Source organism: Pseudomonas sp. Z003-0.4C(8344-21), assembly GCF_900104975.1.
Classification (GTDB): Bacteria; Pseudomonadota; Gammaproteobacteria; order Pseudomonadales; family Pseudomonadaceae; genus Aquipseudomonas; species Aquipseudomonas granadensis.
Window position 1 is genome coordinate 2,643,065 of sequence record NZ_LT629756.1, and the last position, 23,841, is coordinate 2,666,905.

Below are 23,841 nucleotides of genomic sequence, written 5' to 3' on the forward strand. Positions count from 1 at the left end.
TGGCGACGTTCGGAATGTGTAATCGGGTTATAGGATTTTCCATAGACCGCTCCGGCGTCTTTGTAAGGTTGTAAACGTTTCTTGTGCAAACTCTTTGAACACAAAATCGGGGGATCGGGCAATGACATCCAAAAACACCACGCCTGAGTTTTCCCCAGCTTCAGAGGTGCCTGCCATCCAGTCCAACGCCAGCTTTGAGAATTGACGGAACTGCCAATTGATCACGGCGTCTCCTGCTTTGATCGAACTGGCAGTGCGCAAGGAGAACAACGACTCGGGACTGTCTTGTAGCGTTGAAGTAACATGTTGGACATCGTGCTCCGACAGCGGCTCACGTAGGTTTTTTTTCCAGAATTGGCCGACTTCCTTGGTGGATTTTGTTTCATAACTCTGGATTTTTCGGGTGATATCAAATGCGGCAGCGTTACTTTTCAAATAGTCGGACCAACCTTGCAGCAACTTTCGGGCCTCTGCAGGAGTGCCTTGGTAACTGGGGGTGGCCTGCATAAAGTAATCGACGTTGTCGTCTTCTACTTCAATGCCTTCGCGGATCATTTCATTGAACCCTTCAAAGTCAGAAGAAGCGTTTTCCATATTGATTTGGAGAGCGTCATTGATTTCATCGATACGAACGAAGCTTTGTTGTGGCGACGCTGTGGCAAGGCCATTCAGGACACGTGACCTGACATGTTCAAATCCATATAAAAGCGTCACCGGCGCCAAGCCTTCGACATCTGCCCACATGATCGGGTTATTGCGGACAAAACGATAAAGGTTCAAGCCATCAACGTCCGCCGCTGGATCAGGATTGAGCCAGCGTTGCATCCACGCCACGTAATACCTGAACCCATAGTAATAAAGCCCCGTCGCATCGCGCTCTTTGCCCGAATAGCGCAGGGTTTTATAACTCGCCTCGATTTCCCCGCGCCTGGCAAACCATGCGGTGGTGCCGAAAGGGTGATAACGCTCAAGACTGATGATCTGGCCCGTGAGGTCGAGTTCCATCGTGGAGGAACCCAAATGGTCGTTGAGGCTGTAACGCAGTTGATCGTTGGCGATGCCTTGGGGCGGTTCGGATTCCCAGTGCAGAACCTGCACGCTGCTACGCCCGGCCTGAACACTGATGACCTGCAACGTTTCGCCCGTGCCGCTGTGGGTGCGGATTTGCAGATTCGGCAGATAACGTACTTCAGCGATCAGTGTCCGGGCGTTGGTTTGGATCTGCTGCACTTTGCGCAGGCGCATGCCGTCGGCACCGTACTCGTATCGCTCGAGATCGCCAGCCGCTCCGTCACGCTCAACAGGTCGGACTTCGCGCAGCTGGTTGCGCAGATTCCAATGTAAAGACTGCCCCGGTTGCAGGGCGAGCAGATTGCCGTTGGCATCGAAGCCGTTACGGAAATCTTCTTCGTCCGGTTCCACGCCATCCAATACGGGTAGGCAGCGGTTGCTTTGGGCGGCGGCGAGCAGGCGATGGCCATGTCCTTGCGCGCCTCCGTGAATCAGTTCCAGCAGGTTGCCACCGCGATCATAGCGATAGGTCTGGGTGTACTGGGTGACTGCGGCCGGATCGTTGAATGCCGAAAACGACGGGCCCTGATTGGCGCCACCAGCCTCCCATCCCGTTGCTTTGACCAACTGATAGAGGCTGTCATACCCATAGCGGTTGATCGGCTCGATGCGCTGGTTGGCGAAGTAGCGAACCGGCAGTGCGGCGTCGTTGATGCTGATGACATTGCCGACCGGGTCATAGGCATAGTGCAAGTCTTGCAGGAGTTCGTCGTTGCGTCTGGCTTGCAGTCGGGTCAGGCGACCATCTTCGGACGCATAGTGCAATGCGGTGATCACGCCGTTGCCGGCGGTTTCCTGCTCGGTCTGGCCTTGTGCGTTGTACTGGATAGCGTTGACCAGAGTTTTCGGTTGGGGTTGTTTATCCAGTTGCAGGCGCACTTCGTGCAACTGTCCGGCGAGGCTCAGTGCGAAGAACTGGCGGTGACCTTTGGCGTCAGTCTGTTCAATGGTTTCGCCCAGGGCATTGAAAACCGAACAGCTCGTAGCCCCTGCGCCGGGTTCGAGCGAGACGTCGCGGTCGGGCAGCGATTCGGGCCAGTCGGGAGAATCGAGTGAGCGCAGAAAATGCCGAGTCTGCTGCACAACCCCACCTGTCAATCCGAACTGTTCGAACAACTGCGCGCCGGCCGGATCATCGTGCCGAATCAGTTGCCCGCACTGATTACGTGCGGTGAGCGTCGGATCGCTGCCGCCATAACCATAACGTTCGGCGCACAAAGGCTCGCCATCGTGCGCGTGTTCGAACACTGCCAGTGGCCGCAGCTGTTCGTCGTACTCGATGCTGCGTTGGCTGCCCCGGCCATCCCAACCGTGTAGCGGTTGACGTGCTTCGCCCAGCAGGCTGACGCGCCAGCCGGCGTCGACACTGAGCGTCGTCAGCGCCTGTCCCGTCAGTGAATACACCGTGGCGAGGTCGGCTGGGGCTGACGCGTCGGCGAACAAGCGCGGGTCTCGCTGTGCCACCAGCCGCCCGGCAGCGTCATGGTGACGGGATGTGATGCGCGCCTCGGGTTCGCTGGCGTCCTCGCGCCAGTAGGCCACCTGCCGCACTGGTAAGCCACGGTTGTCGGTGACGCTCAGGTGCGGCGTCTGTGCGTGGATGCCCGGATTCACGACCACCAGTTGCGCCGCCGTTGTTCCGGTGGAGGCTCGAACAAATCATTTTCGTCGAAGGCCACGTTGCACCAGATCCAGTACCAGACTTGCCGGCGCAGGTGTTTCATCGTCGGCGGATTGCCCTGCAGCATTTGTTTCGCCAGCACGGTTTCGGTCGGACGTCCTGCGGCGTCGTAGAACTGCTGATCATGAAAGGCATGCGCGCGCATTGACCGGTCATTGATGTAGCGCGGCTGATCGGCGAAGTAGGGCCGGTAGATCCGCACTTTTTCACCTTTGTTGTTGTATTCCACCGGTTCGCTGACGCGCCAGCGTCGCGGTACCTCGGCTTCTATCGGTTGGCCGTTGGCGTTGAGAATCAACTCGCCGTTTTCACCGACCTGCCAGGATATGCCCGATTCTACTTCCTGCTTGGTCTGCAACGAGCGGCCGAAGCCGTCGAGGCAGGCGATACTGACCCGCACTTGCATCTCGGGGTCATCGGGATAACGGTCCGCCAGCAGCGCGACGGAGTACACCGGTTCGCGTTGCGCTGCGTCGATCTGCTGCCGCAGCAGCGTCTCGTTGGCGTCGGGATTTTCCAGACCGGCGAGGTGTTGTCGGGCGTGATCGCAAAGGTGCCCGCTGGGCAGTATGAAACCGTGATTCTTTGCCCACTCCAACCAGTCCGGTGCAGGTGGCGGGTTGCGTGAGATGCGGCCCATCCAGCTGAAGGTGTCCCAGAAACTGGCGCTGGCGAACCGGCCAATGGCGTTTTTCGGGTCGGCAATGGCAGCCATCGGATCGCGATCCGGCGGCGGCACGTAGCTGCTCAATGGGTCGAAGCCCACCGGCTCGCCCAGTTCGGTGCCATGGAAACTGGTGACCAACGGCTCGCCGAACGCGTTGTAGCGCGCTTCCTGGATATTGCGGTTGGCGTCTTCGATGGACGCTGGCAGAAAGGTGCGGTAATCCACATCGAGGCTGCGGGTGGTGCAACCGTCGGGCAAGGTCACGGCGGTGGTCAGGCACCCGTACGCGTCATAGATGATCAGGGTTTCGCCGTGACTACGGGTTTCGCGGTATTTCTCCAGGTTATAAAAGCTGTCGAACCCGTGGTAAGTGGGGAAGCCTCGGTGCACCGACCACAAATAGTTCTTCGCATCGTCCGGATCGGCGATTGCGGTCTCTGCGGCTGTCGGCAAAAACAGCGGCATGATGTGATAGCCGACTTCTGGCGATTCGAGTTTTTCTTTCAGATTGAAGGGCATTTCGCCGTCGGCATTCTTGAGTTTGTCGTAAGCGCTCAGGGCGATGGCATCCAGTTCCGCCCTTTCCCCATACCCCGGCAGACCCGCAAAGGTGGCCTCGCCGGGTTCAAGGGTCTGAGCATTTTGCGGGTTGATATAGCGCTGCAATGACAGGCTGGCCAGCACGGCCTGTTTCGCCCATTCGCCGTCGTCGCCGCTCATCTGCAAGAAGTGTTCGTGGTTGATCTGCTGCGCGCTCAGCGCGGCTTTTTCCAGCACCAGTGCATTGCTGCGCTGCTGGAAGGACAGGCGCAGGCGCCATGCCTCGATATCCGGCAGGTGGATCGGTTGCGCTCTGGCTTGGCTCAGATACCATTTCTGTTGCGCATCGTCATGGGCGTGGCGCCACCAGTTCTGCTGGCGTTCATCGCTGAACGGTGGCGTGTCGGCGAGGGTCCGGCGTCGCGCATAATTCACCGTGAAACCATGCAGGCTGCTGCCGTAGGCGTCCCACTCAAGGCTCAGTTGGTGCTGACACAACGGATCGTCAGCCAGCGATGGCTCGTATTGGTAGCTCAGCGATTCGACATCCAGCGGCAAGATCACCGCGTACGGTTGATATTTGCTTTTAGGCCGTAATATCCGCACGCCGTAGCGATGCTCCTGTACCACATAGGGCACGGCGGTATCCGGGTTATCGTCCGCCGAGTAGACCTCCGAGCGCAGCACCCGGCCGCTCAAGGTACGGGCGATCTCTCGGGCACTGTCGTCATCGGCCACTGTGAAGGATTGCGCCGAACCGTCATTGAAATGGTAGTTCTGCAGCAAAGTCGGCTTGAGCTCGACCGCTTCCACATCGCCGTCGTAATAACCGGTTCTCGGCGGATCGATGGCCTCGCCGGTGTGGAACCAGGTCTTGCTGAGGATGGGCGCGGTGAAGCCGGCGGTCGCACGTTCGGCTGGCGATGCTTCGGTGTCGTTTTGCAGCAAAAGACGAAAACCGCGGAATTCGCGCTCGAAGCGGTCGTAGTAACCGCCGCGATAGCTGAAGATTTGCATCAGCCTGTTGCCGGTGATTTCATCGCATTGGGTTTGCCGACTAACCAAATGCATGGCCATCGGCAGTGCTGAAACCGGGTTGTCGACCCCGTCGGCGATCTGCTCACGTTTTTCATCCAGCCATTCCTGCGCCGAGCTGCGGTAAGTCACGCCGCTGCTGGCGCCCATGTTGTTGCAACTTCTGTTCAATAGATACGGCTTGACGTTGACGAAGTCGTAATGCCAGTGGCGGGGCGACATGTGCGGCAGCGTCACGATCAGGCTGGAACAGCCGAGGCCTTGCAGGTCGGCGCTGCTGACCTGCCAGAGCCGGTCGTAGGCGAGGCCCTCCGGCCAGGGCAGATCGACTGAGTTCTGCGCAAAGCCGCTGCCAGCCTGATTCATGAACACCCGCAGGCGCGCGGTTTCCAGGTAGATCAGATCAGCCGCACCCGAACCGTCGAGGTCGGCGAGCAGCACTTGGGAGGCATTGAATTCGCTGTAGGCGAAGGGCAGGGCGCACAGCACAAAACCCTTGCCGAAACGCCCACGGCCCAGATTCGGCCAGCATTTGACTTCGTTGTGACGGATGCGCACCAGATGTTGCTGACCACTGCCAATGACATCGGCGAACGCAACGACTTCGGTCGGGCTGTTGCTGAGCACGGGCAGGTAATCGTCGTCGCCCGCGGCGGTTTTTTCTCGATGAGGTACATCGACGGCGTCGGTGAATCCTGCTGCGCGACGGTTGGCATACAGGCGCACGCTGCGCGGGCCGATCAGTGTCAGGTCGCTCAGGCCGCCACCCACCAGGTCTGCAGTCTGTGCCATCGGGTGGAAAAACTCGCCGGGAAACGCATCGAACGGCACAAATCCCGACCAGTTGCGGTCCGGGCCGAGGGTGAAATATCCGCACATGCCCGGCGTGGCGAGGACCCAGTTGAGCTTGCCATCGCCGGTCAGGTCGGTGAGGGACTGACGAATCGGTTTGCCAGAGTCAGCCGTCGGCACATGTTCGAGGCGTTTCCACTCGCTGTAGACGACTTCGTCGCCGCCGGCCTTTGCGCGCAATGGCTCGCGGTAATACCAGGCCTGGTCATAGCGACACAGCACACCCGACAGGCCTTCACCGTACAGGTCGACCATCTGATACTGCTGACCGTCGTTGAGGCCGGGCATGTCGAGAAATTTTTTCCAGCCCTGGGGTGTCGGGGCGAGGTCGAACGCGTTGTAGCTGAACTCCATGGGCGGTCGGCTTTCGATCTGGCCGAGCCCGTCGTAAGCCTGCTGGTGAGCGGCAATCAAGTGGTTGTAGCCAAGCGGATCGGAGCGATATTGCAGGAGCAGGCGCTGCACCAGCACCGGGTCATCGCCCAGCTCTTCGGGGAAATGATGAAACATCAGCACTTGTCGGCACAGGCGTCGGTTACCTAATTCGAAACCATAGGCGTAGATCCAGTAAGGGTCGCTGCGCTCGGGCCAGGGCTGCTGCTCGGCAAAGGTCGGCACTGTTTCAAGATCGCTGCTGCGCTCGCCATAGTCGAACAGCAGCTGAAAGTGCCACAGCTGGTTTTCCCAACTGCCGGTGTCCCAGGCGTACAGATGCGCAAAAGCCTTTTCGTTGCCGTAACACACGCGTTTGAGATAGCGCTGAGCTCGGTAGTCACGATACTGCGGGGCAGCGGGGAGGTCTGTTTCGGCCTTGTACTCGTAGACGATGTGTTCACCACGGGTATTGAGGCTTTCCTCGATCATCCACACGCCGACACGCTGCGGGTCGTTCGGATCGGCCCGGCGCGAATTGGCGGTGCTGCCATAAATGTGCAGGCTGCCGTCGGCGCCGTGAAGCAGCCAGAAACCGGGCTTGTCCACCAGGGTCGACCAGTGCTCGATCAGGGTGAAGGCACCCTCGACCCGCGGCCAGTGACGCACGACGGAATAGGTGGTGGGCAGGGCAAGGCCGTTGTAGGTTCTGGCGCTGCGGGAAATCAGCTCGCCGTCGCTTTCATTGCGCTCGGGCATCCACACATCACCGTCAGGGCCCACCACCTGGTCGCTGCCGTCATACGCCGGCACGCCATTGACCGTGCGCAGGGTTACCGCGTCGACCGTCAGTTGCCAGCCGATGCCGCAGGGGCTGTTGCCGGTGCTGCTGCTGTAACCCAGCCCCAGCGCAGGGGCAAAACCACGCCCGGTTGAAATCGGCAAAAGCAGTTCGAGCGACGCCGTACCCTTGCTGCCTACGCCGGCCGAACCCTTGCCGATGCTTTGAATGGCGCCGCCACCCTTGGGCAGGGCCGGGGTGTTGATTTGCATCGTCGATTGGTGCGGCGGCTGCTGGTGTTCATTCATAGCGAACCACCTTTGCAGCGGGCGGTGTAGCTGATGTGCACGATGATGTCTGGGACAGATTGGAGCATCGCCAACTGGGCAGTCGGGTTGGGGAAGGTCAGGGTCCAGTGTGATTTCGCATCGGCATTGGCATCGCTGTACCGGGCCAATTGACGAGCGGAGGCGGACTTGGGCAGGCGCACGATATCGAAGACTGAGGTGAAGCCCATTTTCTGCATGGCGGCTGCGAAGTCGCGGCGGCCTCTTTTTAACGGGGCGTCGGACTTGATGAGGGCGTTCATCAGCGAGGGGATGTCGTCGGCCATGAGTGTGCAGCTCCTACCAGATGAGGTGGCATCAGGGGAATGCCTGGTAGGGTCACGCTAACGAAAAATGGGAGAGTCGTAACCTGTCAGACCTGACAGGTTGGTCGTGTTTGTTTATACCTTTTCATACTTTTTTAATTTTTTTTTTGGCTTTCGAGTAATAAGTCTACATGCGCTTTATATTAAACTTCTGGACGGACTCAACGCCCTTTCTTATCGAGCAAGGGCGTTTGTTATTCCACCAGACAGGTGGATTGAGCCTTCAATTTCAGCTCAGTGCCGCCAGCTGTTCGATCGTCTGCGGAAAACGCTCGACCAGACGAATCAATGTCGTCGCTTGGGCATTGGGCGTAGCTCGACCTTGTTCCCAGTTCTCGAGCGTGCGGGTGTTGGTGCGCAGATACATCGCGAACACCGATCGGGAGAGGTTGAGCTGTTGACGGATGGCGACCACTTCTTCGGCGGTGATCGGCACCAGTTTGGGCAACTGGACCTTGTGGGTGCGCAGCGTGATCTTGCCTTGGCGCTCATCGGTCAGGGCCTCGAGGCCATCCATCAGTTCGGAAAAAATGTCACGTTTCATAGTGGGTTCTCGTGTTGAGTTCTCGATCCAGCGTTTGCCTGAACAGTTTTCTCTGCGCCGGCGTCAGGTCGTCTTGATCGCTTTTGCTGTAGACGGTGAACAGCCAGAACTGATCGAAGCCTGACCACCAGTAATAAATGATGCGTAATCCGCTGCGCTTGCCTTTGCCTCTTCGTTGATCGCAAAAGCGGATTTTTCGTAGCCCTCCGGTTTCCTCGATGAGATCGCCTGCTTCGGGGTTTTTCAGCAATTCCAACTGAAAACTGAGGAACAGGTCCTCGTCCAGGTAATCGTCGCGGTGCTTCTGAAACGCAGGGAGTTCGATAAAAAGAGCATCCATGTTTTGTACGCTGCCTACGTATAGTGTTGTCCTGAAAAAGCGAATCGGTCAAGGCTTCCGAGCCATCCATTTCGCTGCTTATTCAACGCTAGACTCCGGTAGCAAAAACACCTGTAGGAAGCGTCAACAGGTGGGGTGAGAAGGTTCGATAGAGGGGAGGAGAGACATCGCAACTGGCGTGTGGGAAAAAGACCTCGACTCCGTAAGCCGGACCGGACGCGGCGCTCGCCACGTACTGTTTGCTGCGGAAAACCCGCGCAAAAAAAAACGACACCCGAAGGTGCCATTTTTTGTTTCCAGTTCTAACAGAGCTATCAGCCCGCCAGTCCCGCCTGTTGTACCAGCACCAGCAATGGCTGCGGATAGACACCCAGGAAGAACGCGACCAGGGCGATGGCCAGCAGCATGACGCCGCCTGCCTTCTGTTCCCAGTGCAATTGGGCGTCGTGGCGCCGCAGGTTCGGCTCGATCAGGTACAGGGTGACCATCACGCGCAGGTAGTAGAACACGCCGATGGCGCTGCCCAGCACCAGCGCACCGACCAGCCACCATTGGTGCGATTCGACACCGCTGGCAATGATGTAGAACTTGCCGATGAAGCCTGCGGTCAGCGGGATACCGGCCAGCGACAGCATCATTACGGTCAGCACGGCGGTCAGGTACGGACGGCGCCAGAACAGGCCGCGGTATTCGTACAGAGCGTCGGCGTCGCGGCCGTTGTACGGCGACGACATCAGGGTGATCACGCCGAAGGCGCCGAGGCTGGTGATCACGTAGGTGACCAGGTACACGCCTATGGCTTCCACCGCCAGACCCTTGCTCGCCACCAAAGCGATCAGCAGGTAGCCGAAGTGCGCGATGGACGAATAACCGAGCAGACGCTTGAGGTTGCTCTGGGTCAGGGCCAGCAGGTTACCGAACAGGATCGACGCGACGGCGATGACGCTGAGCACGTCGCTCAGCACACCGCTGCTGGCGGCAGGGGAGATCTGGAACAGACGCACCATCACCGCAAACACCGCCACCTTCGAAGCCGTGGCGAGGAACGCCGCCACCGGGGCCGGCGCACCTTCGTAAACGTCCGGCGTCCACAGGTGGAACGGTACCAGCGACAGCTTGAACGCCAGACCGATCAGCATCATGCCCAGGCCCAGTTGTGCCAGCGAACTCGGCAGACCCGTTGCAGCCAGCGCCTGACCGATGCCGACGAAGCTCAGCGAGCCTGCGTCCGCATACAGCAGCGCCATACCGAACAGCAGGAACGCGGAACCGGCCGCCGACAGCACCATGTACTTGATGCCGGCTTCCAGCGAACGCTTGTTGAAGAAGGCGTAAGCCACCAGACCGTAAACCGGTACCGACAGCAGTTCCAGGCCGATGAACAAACCGGCCAGGTGCTGCGCGCTGACCAGCACCAGACCACCGGCGGCGGCCATCAGGATCAGCAGGTACAGTTCTTCGCGGTTGCCCGGGTAGCCCGAACCGCCATCACCCAGGTAGGCGTGGGCGAGGGTGACGCAGGCGAGGGTGGCGACCAGGATCAGCGCCATGTACAGACAAGCGAAGGTATCGATCTGCAGCAACGGGGTCACGGCCAGCGGCGCGACTTTCAGCGCCGGCAAAATCGACAGCAAGGCCAGGTTCAGACCAGCGACCGAGATCAGGAAGGTCTGCGAGTGGTTGCGGCGCCAGGCGATTGCCAGCATCACCACGATAATGGTGAGGCTGGTGATCAACAGTGGCGCAAGCGCAATAAAGTGTTGAATCGTGAATTCCATAGCGCTCTTACCGGGCCGAAGCGAGTTGAGTGAAGGCGGTGCCGAGCCACTGCTGCACGCCATGCATCGTGGCGGCAGAGGTGTCGAGGAACGGTTGCGGGTAGACGCCGAGGTAAATCAGCAGCACCGCAAGGCCGAGCACCATGATCAGTTCGCGTGCGTCCATACCGTGCAGCACGGTGTCGGATTTCGACGGGCCGAAGTAGGCACGGTGGATCATGATCAGCGAATACACCGAACCGAACACCAGACCGGACGTTGCAATGGCTGTGACCCATGGAGCGCTGGCGAAGGAACCGATCAGGATCAGGAACTCGCCGACAAAGTTACCGGTACCCGGCAGACCGAGCGACGCCGCCGCGAAGAACAGGCTGATCGCCGGCAGGTATGCAATACGCGACCACAGGCCGCCCATCTCACGCATGTCACGCGTGTGCAGACGCTCGTACAACTGACCGCTGAGGATAAACAGGGCCGCCGCCGACAGACCGTGCGCCAACATCTGGATCACTGCGCCCTGCAGGGCCAGTTGGCTGCCGGAGTAAATGCCGATCAACACGAAACCCATGTGGGAAACGGAGGAGAAGGCGATCAGACGCTTGATGTCGGTTTGGGCGAAGGCCAGGAACGCACCGTAGAAGATCCCGATCAGACCGAGGGTCATGGCGATCGGCGCAAACTCGGCCGAGGCATTCGGGAACAGCGGCAGGGCGAAACGCAGCAGGCCGTAGGCCGCAGTTTTCAGCAGGATACCGGCGAGGTCGACGGAACCGGCCGTCGGCGCCTGGGCGTGGGCATCAGGCAACCAGGAGTGGAACGGCACCACGGGCAGCTTGACCGCGAAGGCGATGAAGAAGCCGAGCATCAGGATGTACTCGGTGGTCATCGACATCTTGGTTTTCAACAGGTCGGCGTAGTTGAACGTGATCACGCCAGTGTTGTTGAAGTTGACCAGCACCAGACCGAGGATCGCCACCAGCATGATCAGGCCGGAAGCCTGAGTGAAGATGAAGAACTTGGTTGCTGCGTAGATCCGGGTTTTCTTGCCGTCCGAAGAACTGTGACCCCAGAGCGCGATGAGGAAATACATCGGCACCAGCATCATTTCCCAGAAGAAGAAGAACATGAACAGGTCGAGGGCGAGGAACACGCCGACCACACCGCCCAGGATCCACATCAGGTTGAGGTGGAAGAAGCCAACGTGACGTTGAATCTCTTTCCACGAGCAGAGTACCGAGAGGATACCCAGCAGGCCGGTCAGCAGGATCATCAACAGCGACAGGCCGTCGAGGGCCAGGTGCACGTTGATGCCGAAACGCTGGATCCAGACGTGCTTGAACTCAAGCGCCCAGGTCGGGTCGGCGCCCGGCGCCGGTGCAAATGAATAGTCACCGTGGGCCCACAGCCAGAGGCCGAGGGCGAGTTCCAGGGTCATGGTCAACAGCGCAATCCAGCGCGGGAGGGTAGCGCCGAAGCGCTCACCCATCCAGCACAGCAGGCCGCCGATGAAGGGGATCAGGATTAGCCAAGGCAGAATCATGACGGGCTCGTTTCCTTTCGCAAATTCGCAAGGTTCATATCAGACCGCTACCAGCACGATGGCGCCGATTACCAGCACGGCACCAGCAGCCATCGAGGCGGCATACCAACGCAGTTGACCGGTCTCGGTACGGCTCAGGGCAGTGTGACCCCCCTTGGCCATACGCGGGATCAGACCGATGGTCTGGTCGAGCGGGTCTTTGCGCAGTACATGGCTGATCGCAAGGTACGGCTTGACGAACAGTTTGTCGTAGATCCAGTCGAAGCCCCAGGCAGCGAACCACCAGGCCGAAAGGAAACGGCCGATGCCGCTGTTGGCGATCGCCGTGACGAAACGACGCTTGCCAAGGAACAGCAGGGCCGCCAGCAGGATACCGGCCAGGGCGATGGCGCCCGAGGCGATTTCCAGACTGTGCTTGGCTTCGCCACCGGCATGCCCGACGCTTTCTGGCAGAACGCCGTGCAGCGGCGGCACGATCATCGCGCCGACGAAAGTCGACAGCACGATCAGCACCGACAGCGGCAGCCAGTGTGCGATGCCGTGACCAGCGTGGGCTTCGGTCTTGGCTTCACCATGGAACGTGATGAAGATCAGGCGGAAGGTGTACAGCGACGTCATGAACGCACCGACCAGACCGGCGTAGAGCAGACCGTGGTTGCCGCTGGCGAACGCTTCCCAAAGGATTTCGTCCTTGGAGTAGAAGCCTGCGGTGACCAGTGGCAGCGCGGCCAGTGCAGCACCACCAACGATGAAGCTGGCGTAGGCCAGTGGCAGTTTCTTCCACAGACCGCCCATCTTGAAGATGTTCTGCTCGTGATGGCAGGCAACGATCACCGCACCGGAAGCAAGGAACAGCAGCGCCTTGAAGAAGGCGTGGGTCATCAGGTGGAAAATCGCGCCATCCCAGGCACCGACGCCCAGCGCCAGGAACATGTAGCCGATCTGGCTCATGGTCGAGTAGGCGAGGATACGTTTGATGTCGGTTTGAACCAGCGCGGCGAAACCAGCGAGCACCAGCGTCACACCACCGACGATCCCGACCAGGTGCAGGATGTCCGGTGCCAGGGTGAACAGACCGTGGGTACGGGCGATCAGGTAGACACCGGCGGTTACCATGGTCGCAGCGTGAATCAGTGCCGACACCGGGGTAGGGCCGGCCATCGCATCGGCGAGCCAGGTTTGCAGCGGCAGTTGTGCCGATTTGCCGACCGCACCACCCAGCAGCATCAGGGTGGCCAGGGTGATCCAGAAGTCGCCGACCTGGAATTTCTGCGGTGCCAGCACCAGCAGTTCCTGGATGTTCAACGTGCCCACTTGCTGGAACAGGATGAACAGGCCGATGGCCATGAACACGTCACCGATCCGGGTCACGATGAAGGCCTTGAGCGCGGCATTACCGTTGTTGCGGTTGCTGTAGTAGAAACCGATCAACAGGTACGAGCACAGGCCCACGCCTTCCCAGCCGAAGTACAGGAACAACAGGTTATCGCCGAGCACCAGGAACAGCATGCTGGCGATAAACAGGTTGGTGTACGAGAAGAAGCGCGAGTAGCCCGCTTCGCCGCGCATGTACCAGGACGCGAACAGGTGGATCAGGAAACCGACGCCGACCACCACGCCGAGCATGGTGATCGACAGGCCGTCGACGTAGAGGGCGAAATCAGGCTTGAAGCCTTCCACCGCCATCCACTGCCACAGCATCAACGTGTAGTGACCGCCTTCGGGAGGCGCGACGTTGAATTGCCAGATGACGTAAGCGGTGACGATCGCCGACAAGCCAATGGAACCCACGCCGACCAGCGCCGAGAGGTTTTCCGACCAGCGTCCACGGGAGAACGACAGCAGCAGGAAACCGATTAAAGGAAATACGAAAGTCAGAAAGATCAGGTTCATCCGCGCATCTCACTGGCAGCGTCGATATCGAGCGTGTGGAAGCGGCGATACAGTTGCAGCAGGATCGCCAGGCCAATACTGGCCTCGGCGGCTGCCAGGCTGATCACCAGGATGAACATGATCTGTCCATCCGGCTGCGCCCAGCGGGCGCCCGCAACGATGAAGGCCAGAGCAGAGGCGTTCATCATCACTTCCAGACTCATCAACACGAACAAAATGTTGCGGCGGACCATCAGGCCGACCAGACCAAGGCAGAACAGGATGCCGGCTACGGCTAAACCATGTTCGAGAGGGATAGCAGGCATGTCTTACTCCTTCGCCTCGTTACGGCCCAAATGGAACGCCGTGACGGCTGCGGCGAGCAGCAGCATCGAGGCGAGTTCGACCACCAGCAGGTACGGGCCGAACAGGCTGATGCCCACGGCCTTGGCGTCTACGGTGGTGTGGCCGATGGCCTGACCGCTCTGGTGAGCGAACAGCACATACAGCAGTTCGGCCAGCAGCAGCCCGGCAAGAATCACCGGTCCTGCCCAGATGCCGGGCTTGAGCCAGGTGCGTTCCTGCTGAACCGAGGCCGGGCCCAGGTTCAGCATCATCACCACGAACACGAACAGCACCATGATGGCGCCGGCGTAGGCGATCACTTCCAGTACACCGGCGAACGGTGCGCCGAGGGCGAAGAAGGTCATGGCCACGGCGATCAACGAGATGATCAGGTAGAGCAGGGCGTGCACAGGGTTGGTGTTGGTGACCACACGAAGCGTGGACACCACCGCGATACCCGATGCGAAATAGAAAGCGAATTCCATCGTTCTTCCTTAAGGCAGCAAGCTCTTCACGTTGATCGGTTCGGCTTCGTTCTGCGCAGCGCCTTTCGGCTTGCCAGCGATTGCCATACCTGCAACACGATAGAAGTTGTAATCAGGGTTTTTGCCGGGGCCGGAGATCAACAGATCTTCTTTCTCGTACACCAGGTCCTGACGTTTGAACTCGGCCATCTCGAAATCCGGGGTCAACTGGATCGCGGTGGTCGGGCAGGCTTCCTCGCAGAGACCGCAGAAAATGCAGCGCGAGAAGTTGATACGGAAGAAGTCCGGGTACCAGCGACCGTCTTCGGTTTCAGCTTTCTGCAGCGAGATGCAACCCACCGGGCACGCCACGGCGCACAGGTTGCAGGCTACGCAGCGTTCTTCGCCATCGGGGTCGCGGGTCAGGACGATGCGGCCACGGTAGCGCGGCGGCAGGTAGACCTGTTCTTCCGGGTATTGCAGGGTGTCACGCTTGCGAAAGCCATGGCCGAAGACCATGACCAGGCTGCGCAACTGGGTACCGGTACCCTTAACGATGTCGCCAATATATTTGAACATGGGTCAAATCCTCACTGAACCGCAACCGCAGGCGTGTTCCACAACACAACCGCAGCGGTCACCAGCAAATTGATCAGGGTCAGTGGCAGGCAGAATTTCCAGCTGAAATCCATCACCTGGTCATAACGCGGACGCGGGATAGACGCGCGCAGCAGGATGAACAGCATGATGAAGAACGCGGTCTTCAGTGCGAACCAGACGAAGGACAGTTGCGGCAGGATGCCGAACGGACCGTGCCAGCCACCGAAGAACAGGGTGACCAGCAGCGCCGAGATCAGGATGATGCCGATGTACTCACCGACGAAGAACATGCCCCATTTCATACCGGCGTATTCAATGTGGTAACCGTCAGCCAGTTCCTGTTCCGCTTCCGGCTGGTCGAACGGGTGACGGTGAGTCACGGCGACGCCAGCGATGAAGAAGGTACAGAAGCCGAAGAACTGCGGAATGATGAACCACAGGTTCTGCGCCTGGTACTCGACGATGTCGCGCATGTTGAACGAGCCGACCTGTACCACGATGCCCATCAGGGCCAGGCCCATGAACACTTCGTAGGACACGGTCTGCGCCGAGGCACGCAAGCTGCCCAGCAGGGCGAACTTGTTGTTGCTCGACCAGCCGGCGAACAGCACCGCGTAGACCGACAGACCGGCCATGGCGAAGAAGAACAGCAGGCCGATGTTCAGATCCGCCACGCCCCAGGTCGGGGTGATCGGGATGATTGCGAAGGCGATCAGCAGGGCCGACATGGCCACCACCGGTGCCAGGGTGAAGATCACCTTGTCGGCAAACGGCGGGGTCCAGTCTTCCTTGAAGAACATCTTCAGCATGTCGGCGGCGATCTGGAACATGCCGAACGGGCCGACGCGGTTCGGACCGTAACGGTCCTGCCACCAGCCCAGCAGGCGACGCTCGACAAAGCTCAGCAAGGCGCCCGCGACCACCACGGCCAGCAGAATCACGATGGCTTTGACGACCGTCAGGATCACATCGATCACTTCGGGGGTGAACCAGGTCATTGCGCTGCCTCCTGCAGACCGTCGACGGACACGCCAGCGAATGCCGGTGGAATGCCGGCTATGCCCGCAGGCAATGCCACCAGACCGGCGCCCAGTTCTTCATTGATGCGCAGCGGCAGACGCAGGGTCTGGCCGGCCACGTTCAGGCTCAGCAGGGCACCGTCGTTGACGCCCAGGCGATCCGCTTCGGATTTCGCCAGTGCCACGTAAGGTGCCGGAATGCGCTCTTGTACCGGTGCGGCTTTCGAAGAGTTTTCTTCGCTGCCGAACAGGTGGAAGAACGGCACGGCTTGCCAGGTGCCCGGCGCCGGGTTGAAGGCACGCGGCGCAGCGGCGAACCAGTTCAGCGAGTCGCCAGTGCTTTCGATCAGGCGGGTGCCCGGATCGCCTGCACGCAGGTGACCACCGACTTCGTCCTGGAACTTGTTCCACGCTTGTGGCGAGTTCCAGCCCGGCGACCAGGCAAACGGCACCTGCTGACGTGGTTCGGCAGAGCCCGAGTAACCTTCCATGGAGAAGGCAAACGCGGTGTCGTGGTCTTGCGGCATGCGTGGTTCGTGGACGCTGATGTCGGCGCGCATCGCGGTGCGACCGGAATAACGCAGCGGCTCACGCGCCAGTTTCAGACCCTTGATGCGGAACGCCGCCGACGGCGCGGCATCGACGATGCGCGCCAGCTGTTCGGTGCTCGAAGCCACGGCAGCGGTGACGTGGTCGAGTTGCGTCCAGTCGATCGGCTGGTTCAACAGGGTCGCGCGCAGGGCGTGCAGCCAGCGCCAGCCTTCGTGAACGAGAATGCTCGCGTCCAGATATTGCGGATCGAAAACCTGGAAGAAGCGCTGGGCGCGGCCTTCCTGGCTGACCAGCGTACCGTCGCCTTCGGCGAAGCTTGCCGCTGGCAGAACCAGTTGCGCGCGGTCGGTCGTGGCGGTTTTCTGATGGTCGGCAACGATCACTGTTTTCGCAGCGTTCAGGGCAGCGTCGACCTTGGCTTTGGCGGTGCGGGTGTACAGATCGTTTTCCAGCACGACGATCGCATCAGCCTTGCCGTCGATCACCGCTTGCAGCGCGGCGTCGACCGATTCGCCACCGAGCATGGCCAGGCCGAGGCTGTTGGCTTCCGGCACGATCAGGCTGATCGAACCGTTCTTCTCGCGCAGCTTCAAGGCTTTGGCGATGTTTGCCGCGGCTTCGATCAGCGCTTTCGAACCGAGCGAAGTGCCGGCAATGATCAGCGGACGTTTGGCCGCGAGCAGGGCGTCGGCGATGCGCTGGGCCAGTTCCAGAGCTTCGGCGTCCAGGCCTTCAACGGCCGGGGCGCTGGCATCCAGCGCGTGAGCAACGGCGAAACCGATGCGTGCCAGATCGTCTGGAGCGGCGTGTACGCACTCTTCAGCGACGTCGTCCAGCTTGGTTTCAGCGAGGCTGGCGATGAACAGCGGGTTCAGCGCGTGCTGACCGATGTTCTTCACCGCCGCGTCGAGCCAAGGCTGCACGCGCATGGCTTCAGCCATGTCTTCAGCCTTGCCCTTGAGCGATTGACGCAGGGCCAGTGCCATGCGCGCGGCGGTCTGGGTCAGGTCTTCGCCGAGGACGAAGATCGCATCGTGATCTTCGATGTCGCGCATGTTCGGTACGGGCAGCGGGCTGTCTTTCAGCACCTGCAGGACCAGACGGATGCGCTCCAGTTCGGAGGCTTCGATACCCGAATAGAAGTGCTCGGCGCCGACCAGTTCGCGCAACGCATAGTTGCTTTCGAGGCTGGCGCGCGGCGAACCGATACCGACGATGTTGCGGCCGCGCAGCAGGTCGGCGGCTTTGTCCAGCGCGTCGTCCAGGCTCAGCTTGGTGCCGTCGGCCAGCAGTGGCTGACGTGGGCGGTCGGTGCGGTTGACATAGCCATAACCGAAACGGCCACGGTCGCAGAGAAAATACTGGTTCACCGAACCGTTGAAACGGTTTTCGATGCGACGCAGTTCACCGTAACGCTCGCCCGGCGAGATGTTGCAACCGCTCGAGCAGCCATGGCAGATGCTCGGGGCGAACTGCATGTCCCACTTGCGGTTGTAGCGCTCGGAGTGGGTCTTGTCGGTGAACACACCAGTCGGGCAGACCTCGGTGAGGTTGCCGGAGAACTCGCTTTCGAGGGTGCCGTCTTCAACGCGACCGAAGTACACGTTGTCGTGGGCGCCGAATACACCGAGGTCGGTGCCGCCGGCATAGTCCTTGTAGAAACGCACGCAGCGGTAGCAGGCGATGCAGCGGTTCATTTCGTGGGAAATGAACGGGCCCAGTTGCTGGTTCTGGTGGGTGCGTTTGCTGAAGCGATAACGGCGCTCGTTGTGGCCGGTCATCACGGTCATGTCTTGCAGGTGACAGTGACCACCTTCCTCGCACACCGGGCAGTCGTGCGGGTGGTTGGTCATCAGCCATTCGACGACACTGGCGCGGAACGCCTTGGACTCTTCATCGTCGATGGAGATCCAGGTGTTGTCGGTGGCGGGCGTCATGCAGGACATGACGATGCGACCACGGGTGTCGTTCTCGTCGGTGTACTGCTTGACCGCGCACTGGCGGCAGGCCCCGACGCTACCAAGCGCGGGGTGCCAGCAGAAATATGGAATGTCGAGGCCCAGCGACAGACATGCCTGTAACAGGTTGTCTGCCCCGTCGACTTCGAGCGCTTTGCCGTCTACGTGGATAGTGGCCATGGTTCAAAGGTCTTCGTTGGCCCGGTGTCAGCGGGCGTGGCTAATGGAATCTTGTTATGCGTCCGAATCCAGTCAGCCCCGAAAGGCGTCATCGGACGAAAGGCGAAGGGCACGGACCCTTCGCCTTTTTAAGCGTTTACGCGCCGACTACGATCGGCCTTGCCAGAGGCGGGACGGCGGCGCTGACAGGCGCGATACCGGCTTCGAACTCTGGACGGAAGTATTTGATGGCACTGCCCAATGGCTCCACGGCACCCGGTGCGTGAGCACAGAAGGTCTTGCCAGGGCCGAGGAAACCGACCAGACCCAGCAGGGTCTCGATGTCGCCTGGCTGGCCCTTGCCCTGTTCGATGGCCATCAGCAGCTTGACGCTCCATGGCAGGCCATCGCGGCACGGGGTGCAGAAACCGCAGGATTCGCGCGCGAAGAACTGCTCCATGTTGCGCAGCAGCGAGACCATGTTGACGCTGTCGTCCACCGCCATCGCCAGACCGGTACCCATACGGGTGCCGACTTTGGCGATGCCGCCGGCATACATTTGTGCGTCGAGGTGTTCCGGCAGAAGGAAACCGGTACCGGCGCCACCTGGCTGCCAGGCCTTGAGCTTGAAGCCGTCGCGCATGCCGCCGGCGTAATCTTCGAACAGCTCGCGACCGGTGACGCCGAACGGCAGTTCCCACAGGCCCGGGTTCTTGACCTTGCCGGAGAAGCCCATGAGCTTGGTGCCCATGTCTTCGGAGCCTTCGCGAGCCAACGATTTGTACCAGTCAACGCCGTCGGCGATGATCGCCGGCACGTTGCACAGGGTTTCGACGTTGTTCACGCAGGTCGGCTTGCCCCACACGCCGACGGCGGCAGGGAAGGGCGGCTTGGAGCGCGGGTTGGCGCGGCGACCTTCGAGGGAGTTGATCAGTGCGGTTTCTTCACCGCAGATGTAACGCCCGGCGCCAGTGTGGACGAACAGCTCGAAATCGAAACCGCTGCCCAGAATGTTCTTGCCCAGCAGGCCCGCAGCCTTGGCTTCTTCCACGGCACGGTTGAGGTGCCTGGCGGCGGTGGTGTATTCGCCACGCAGGAAGATGTAGCCACGGTAGGTTTTCAGCGCGCGGGCACTGATCAGCATGCCTTCGATCAGCAGATGGGGCAGTTGCTCCATCAGCATGCGGTCTTTCCAGGTGTTCGGTTCCATTTCATCCGCGTTGCACAGCAGGTAGCGGATGTTGATGGATTCGTCCTTGGGCATCAGGCCCCACTTCACGCCAGTGGGGAAGCCTGCACCGCCGCGACCCTTGAGGCCGGCGTCTTTCACGGTCTGGACGATCGCGTCCTGATCCATGTCGGCGAAGGCTTTGCGCGCAGCGGCGTAACCGTTCTTGGCCTGGTACTCGTCGAGCCACACGGCTTCGCCGTCATCGCGCAGACGCCAGGTCAGCGGATGAGTCTCGGCCGAGCGCTGAATGCGGTTGGCAGGACCAAAAGATGTCAGCGTCATACGTAGCCCTCGAGCAGTTTGGCCACGCCAGCAGGCTGCACGTCGCCAAAGGTGTCGTCGTCGATCATCAGCGCCGGTGCCTTGTCGCAGTTGCCGAGGCAGCAGACAGGCAGCAGGGTGAAACGACCGTCGGCGGTGGTCTGACCCAGGCCGATGCCCAGATTGTTCTGGATTTCGCTGACCACCGATTCGTGGCCACCGATGTAGCAGACCATGCTGTCGCAGACGCGAATGATGTGGCGGCCGACCGGTTGACGGAAGATCTGGCTGTAGAACGTCGCCACGCCTTCAACGTCGCTGGCCGGAATGCCGAGGATCTCGCCGATCGCGTACAAGGCACCGTCCGGCACCCAGCCGCGTTCCTTCTGAACGATCTTCAGGGCTTCGATCGACGCCGCGCGCGGGTCTTCGTAGTGATGCAGCTCGTGCTCGATGGCCGAGCGCTCGGTTTCACTCAAGGTGAAACGGTCTGTCTGGATAAGCGTGCTGTTCATGCTTAGCGGTCCACGTCGGCCATAACGAAGTCGATACTACCCAGGTACGCAATCAAGTCCGCGACCATGCTGCCTTTGATCACCGAAGGGATCTGCTGCAGGTGCGGGAAACTCGGAGTGCGGATCCGGGTACGGTAGCTCATGGTGCCGCCGTCGCTCGTCAGGTAATAACTGTTGATGCCCTTGGTCGCTTCGATCATCTGGAAGGATTCGTTGGCCGGCATGACCGGGCCCCACGAAACCTGCAGGAAGTGCGTGATCAGGGTTTCGATGTGCTGCAGCGTGCGCTCTTTGGGCGGCGGCGTGGTCAGCGGGTGATCCGCCTTGTACGGGCCTTCCGGCATGTTGCGCATGCACTGGTCGATGATCTTGATGCTCTGGCGCATCTCTTCGACGCGGACCATGCAGCGGTCGTAGGCATCGCCGTTGACGGCCAGCGGCACTTCGAATTCGAAGTTCTCGTAGCCCGAGTACGGACGCGCTTTACGCAGGTCGAAATCGCAACCGGTCGAACGCAGGCCGGCACCGGTGACGCCCCATTCCAGGGCCTCTTTGGTGTTGTAGGCAGCGACGCCGACGGTACGACCCTTGAGGATGCTGTTCTGCAGCGCAGCCTTGGTGTATTCGTCCAGACGCTTGGGCATCCACTCGACGAAATCCTTGACCAGTTTTTCCCAGCCGCGCGGCAGGTCGTGGGCAACGCCGCCGATGCGGTACCAGGCCGGGTGCAGACGGAAACCGGTGATCGCTTCGATCACCGTGTACGCTTTCTGGCGGTCGGTGAAGGTGAAGAACACCGGCGTCATGGCGCCGACGTCCTGGATGTAGGTACCCAGGAACAGCAGGTGGCTGGTGATCCGGAAGAACTCGGCCATCATGATGCGGATGACGTCGACCTTCTGCGGCACCTTGATGCCGGCCAGCTTCTCGACCGAGAGCACGTACGGCAGGTTGTTCATCACGCCGCCGAGGTAGTCGATGCGGTCGGTGTACGGAATGTAGCTGTGCCAGGACTGACGCTCGCCCATCTTCTCGGCGCCACGGTGGTGGTAACCGATGTCCGGAACGCAATCGACGATCTCTTCACCGTCCAGCTGCAGGATGATGCGGAACGCACCGTGCGCGGAAGGGTGGTTCGGGCCGAGGTTGAGGAACATGTAGTCCTCGTTGGCGCCGGAACGCTTCATGCCCCAGTCTTCAGGGCGGAAACGCGCGGCTTCTTCCTCAAGCTGCTGCTTGGCGAGGTTGAGGCTGAACGGATCGAATTCGGTGGCGCGCGCCGGGAAGTCCTTGCGCAGCGGGTGACCTTCCCAGGTCGGCGGCATCATGATGCGCGACAGGTGCGGGTGGCCTTTGAAGTCGATACCGAACATGTCCCAGACTTCGCGCTCGTACCAGTTGGCGTTCGGCCAGATGCTGGTGACGGAAGGCATGCTGAGGTCGCCTTCGGACAAGGCGACCTTGATCATCACGTCACTATTACGCTCCAGCGACATGAGGTGATAGAACACGGTGAAATCGGCGCCGGTCGGCAGCCCTTGACGCTTGGTGCGCAGACGCTCGTCCACGCCGTGCAGGTCATAGAGCATGACGTACGGCTTGGGCAGGTTGCGCAGGAAAGTCAGGACTTCAACCAGCTTGGCGCGGGCCACCCACAGCACCGGCATGCCGGTGCGGGTTGCCTGAGCGGTGAACGCTTCGGCGCCAAAGCGGTTGTTCAACTCGACGACCACATCCTGGTCGTCTGCCTTGTAAGGCGGGATGTACAGAGCACTGCCTGTAGTCATGGTTATTTTTTCGCTTTCGGTCAACGTAAAGAATGAAGCCAGCTTCTCGTTACTAAGAACAGATCTGGATCAGACTTCGTCAGGGCTGCGCAGATTGGTGACTGCGATTCGCTGTTCGCGGCGCTGTTCCTTTTGCGAAGGCATGTCGGCGCGATACACGCCTTGATCACCAACGACCCAGGAAAGCGGACGACGCTCCTGTCCAATCGATTCCTGCAACAGCATCAAGCCTTGCAGAAATGCTTCCGGACGGGGCGGGCAGCCAGGTACGTAGACGTCCACGGGCAGGAACTTGTCCACGCCTTGAACCACGGAGTAGATGTCGTACATGCCACCGGAGTTGGCGCACGAACCCATGGAAATCACCCACTTGGGTTCGAGCATCTGCTCGTAGAGACGCTGAATGATCGGCGCCATCTTGATGAAGCAGGTACCGGCGATAACCATGAAGTCGGCCTGACGCGGCGAGGCCCGGATCACTTCGGCACCAAAGCGCGCGATGTCGTGGGGTGCCGTGAAGGCGGTGGTCATTTCCACATAGCAGCACGACAGGCCGAAGTTGTACGGCCACAGGGAGTTTTTACGCCCCCAGTTGACCGCGCCACTCAGCACGTCTTCGAGCTTGCCCATGAAAATGTTTTTGTGGACTTGATCTTCTAACGGATCGGCAACGGTTTCCCGCTGGCCAATCGGATACTGCTCGTTAGGAGCATCGGGGTCGATCCTGGTGAGATTGTATTGCATTGCCAAAGCCTCATTGTTTCAGCTTCGCCTGCCGCTTGCGACGAGCTTCCGGAGCCCAGTCAAGGGCGCCCACTCGGAACAGGTAGACAAGACCTGCCAACAGAATTGCTATGAAAACGAGAGCTTCGACGAATCCGGTCCAGCCGCTTTCGCGGACGGACACAGACCATGCAAAGAGAAAGAGGGCTTCGATATCGAAGATCACGAAGAGCATCGCGACCAGATAGAATTTGGCTGAGAGCCGCAAGCGGGCGCCACCGGTAGGTAGCATGCCCGACTCGAACGGTTCGTTTTTGCTGCGACCCCAGGCTTTTGACCCAAGGAGGCTGGAGACGCCAAGCATGAAGGCGCAGAGGCCGACGACACCCAGAAGGAAAATGGCAAAGCCCCAGTTGTGGGCCATGAGTCCTGTCGCTTCGGGCATGCTGGTAATCCTTAACAGAGAGCAAAGGTCTCTGAGCTTGATAAAGAAATAAGGCAG

At 60.2% G+C, this 23,841-nt stretch carries 18 protein-coding genes; all 18 read right to left on the minus strand.

The window, feature by feature from the left end:
• Positions 1-27: 27 nt before the first annotated feature.
• Complete coding sequence (locus tag BLU24_RS12290) at positions 28-2,691, minus strand: RHS repeat domain-containing protein (RefSeq protein ID WP_231990206.1); 2,664 nt, start codon at positions 2,689-2,691, stop codon at positions 28-30.
• On the minus strand, positions 2,682-7,307 hold the full coding sequence (locus tag BLU24_RS12295) for a SpvB/TcaC N-terminal domain-containing protein (protein WP_093100559.1): 4,626 nt from the start codon (positions 7,305-7,307) through the stop codon (positions 2,682-2,684). Before BLU24_RS12295 ends, BLU24_RS12290 begins: the two co-directional genes overlap by 10 nt.
• Positions 7,304-7,612 carry a hypothetical protein gene (locus tag BLU24_RS27885; RefSeq protein ID WP_177344122.1) on the minus strand — a complete coding sequence of 103 codons (309 nt, stop codon included), beginning with the start codon at positions 7,610-7,612 and terminating at the stop codon, positions 7,304-7,306. Before BLU24_RS27885 ends, BLU24_RS12295 begins: the two co-directional genes overlap by 4 nt.
• A gap of 268 nt (positions 7,613-7,880) precedes the next feature.
• The gene (locus tag BLU24_RS12305) at positions 7,881-8,195 is read right to left on the minus strand and encodes a helix-turn-helix domain-containing protein (RefSeq protein WP_093100562.1); all 315 of its coding nucleotides are present in this window, start codon (positions 8,193-8,195) and stop codon (positions 7,881-7,883) included.
• A complete protein-coding gene (locus tag BLU24_RS12310; RefSeq protein WP_093100565.1) occupies positions 8,185-8,535 on the minus strand; it encodes a toxin in 351 nt (116 codons plus the stop codon). The genes BLU24_RS12305 and BLU24_RS12310 overlap by 11 nt, the downstream gene beginning before the upstream one ends.
• Before the next feature lie 314 nt (positions 8,536-8,849).
• Positions 8,850-10,313, minus strand: coding sequence for an NADH-quinone oxidoreductase subunit NuoN (nuoN, locus tag BLU24_RS12315; protein WP_093100567.1), 1,464 nt, complete (start codon positions 10,311-10,313; stop codon positions 8,850-8,852).
• A 7-nt stretch (positions 10,314-10,320) separates the two neighbouring features.
• Positions 10,321-11,853, minus strand: coding sequence for an NADH-quinone oxidoreductase subunit M (gene nuoM, locus BLU24_RS12320; RefSeq protein ID WP_090284379.1), 1,533 nt, complete (start codon positions 11,851-11,853; stop codon positions 10,321-10,323).
• 39 nt (positions 11,854-11,892) lie between these two features.
• On the minus strand, positions 11,893-13,746 hold the full coding sequence (nuoL, locus tag BLU24_RS12325; RefSeq protein ID WP_093100569.1) for an NADH-quinone oxidoreductase subunit L: 1,854 nt from the start codon (positions 13,744-13,746) through the stop codon (positions 11,893-11,895).
• Positions 13,743-14,051, minus strand: a complete 309-nt coding sequence (nuoK, locus tag BLU24_RS12330) for an NADH-quinone oxidoreductase subunit NuoK (RefSeq protein ID WP_003180046.1) — start codon at positions 14,049-14,051, stop codon at positions 13,743-13,745. Before nuoK ends, nuoL begins: the two co-directional genes overlap by 4 nt.
• 3 nt (positions 14,052-14,054) lie before the next feature.
• On the minus strand, positions 14,055-14,555 hold the full coding sequence (nuoJ, locus tag BLU24_RS12335) for an NADH-quinone oxidoreductase subunit J (protein ID WP_090284375.1): 501 nt from the start codon (positions 14,553-14,555) through the stop codon (positions 14,055-14,057).
• A gap of 9 nt (positions 14,556-14,564) precedes the next feature.
• A complete protein-coding gene (gene nuoI, locus BLU24_RS12340; RefSeq protein ID WP_016775283.1) occupies positions 14,565-15,113 on the minus strand; it encodes an NADH-quinone oxidoreductase subunit NuoI in 549 nt (182 codons plus the stop codon).
• Between the two features lie 11 nt (positions 15,114-15,124).
• On the minus strand, positions 15,125-16,132 hold the full coding sequence (gene nuoH, locus BLU24_RS12345; protein ID WP_090284373.1) for an NADH-quinone oxidoreductase subunit NuoH: 1,008 nt from the start codon (positions 16,130-16,132) through the stop codon (positions 15,125-15,127).
• Positions 16,129-18,843: an NADH-quinone oxidoreductase subunit NuoG gene (nuoG, locus tag BLU24_RS12350; protein ID WP_093100572.1), complete on the minus strand. Its 2,715-nt coding sequence runs from the start codon at positions 18,841-18,843 to the stop codon at positions 16,129-16,131. Before nuoG ends, nuoH begins: the two co-directional genes overlap by 4 nt.
• Positions 18,844-18,979: 136 nt before the next feature.
• A complete protein-coding gene (gene nuoF, locus BLU24_RS12355; RefSeq protein WP_090284368.1) occupies positions 18,980-20,335 on the minus strand; it encodes an NADH-quinone oxidoreductase subunit NuoF in 1,356 nt (451 codons plus the stop codon).
• Positions 20,332-20,829: an NADH-quinone oxidoreductase subunit NuoE gene (nuoE, locus tag BLU24_RS12360; protein ID WP_003223804.1), complete on the minus strand. Its 498-nt coding sequence runs from the start codon at positions 20,827-20,829 to the stop codon at positions 20,332-20,334. The genes nuoF and nuoE overlap by 4 nt, the downstream gene beginning before the upstream one ends.
• A gap of 2 nt (positions 20,830-20,831) precedes the next feature.
• Complete coding sequence (gene nuoC / locus BLU24_RS12365) at positions 20,832-22,616, minus strand: NADH-quinone oxidoreductase subunit C/D (RefSeq protein ID WP_076563524.1); 1,785 nt, start codon at positions 22,614-22,616, stop codon at positions 20,832-20,834.
• Positions 22,617-22,685: 69 nt separating this feature from the next.
• Positions 22,686-23,360 (minus strand): NuoB/complex I 20 kDa subunit family protein, encoded by a 675-nt coding sequence (locus tag BLU24_RS12370; RefSeq protein WP_016775278.1) that lies wholly within the window; start codon positions 23,358-23,360, stop codon positions 22,686-22,688.
• A 10-nt stretch (positions 23,361-23,370) separates the two neighbouring features.
• Positions 23,371-23,784, minus strand: coding sequence for an NADH-quinone oxidoreductase subunit A (locus tag BLU24_RS12375; RefSeq protein WP_003223812.1), 414 nt, complete (start codon positions 23,782-23,784; stop codon positions 23,371-23,373).
• Positions 23,785-23,841 lie beyond the last annotated feature (57 nt).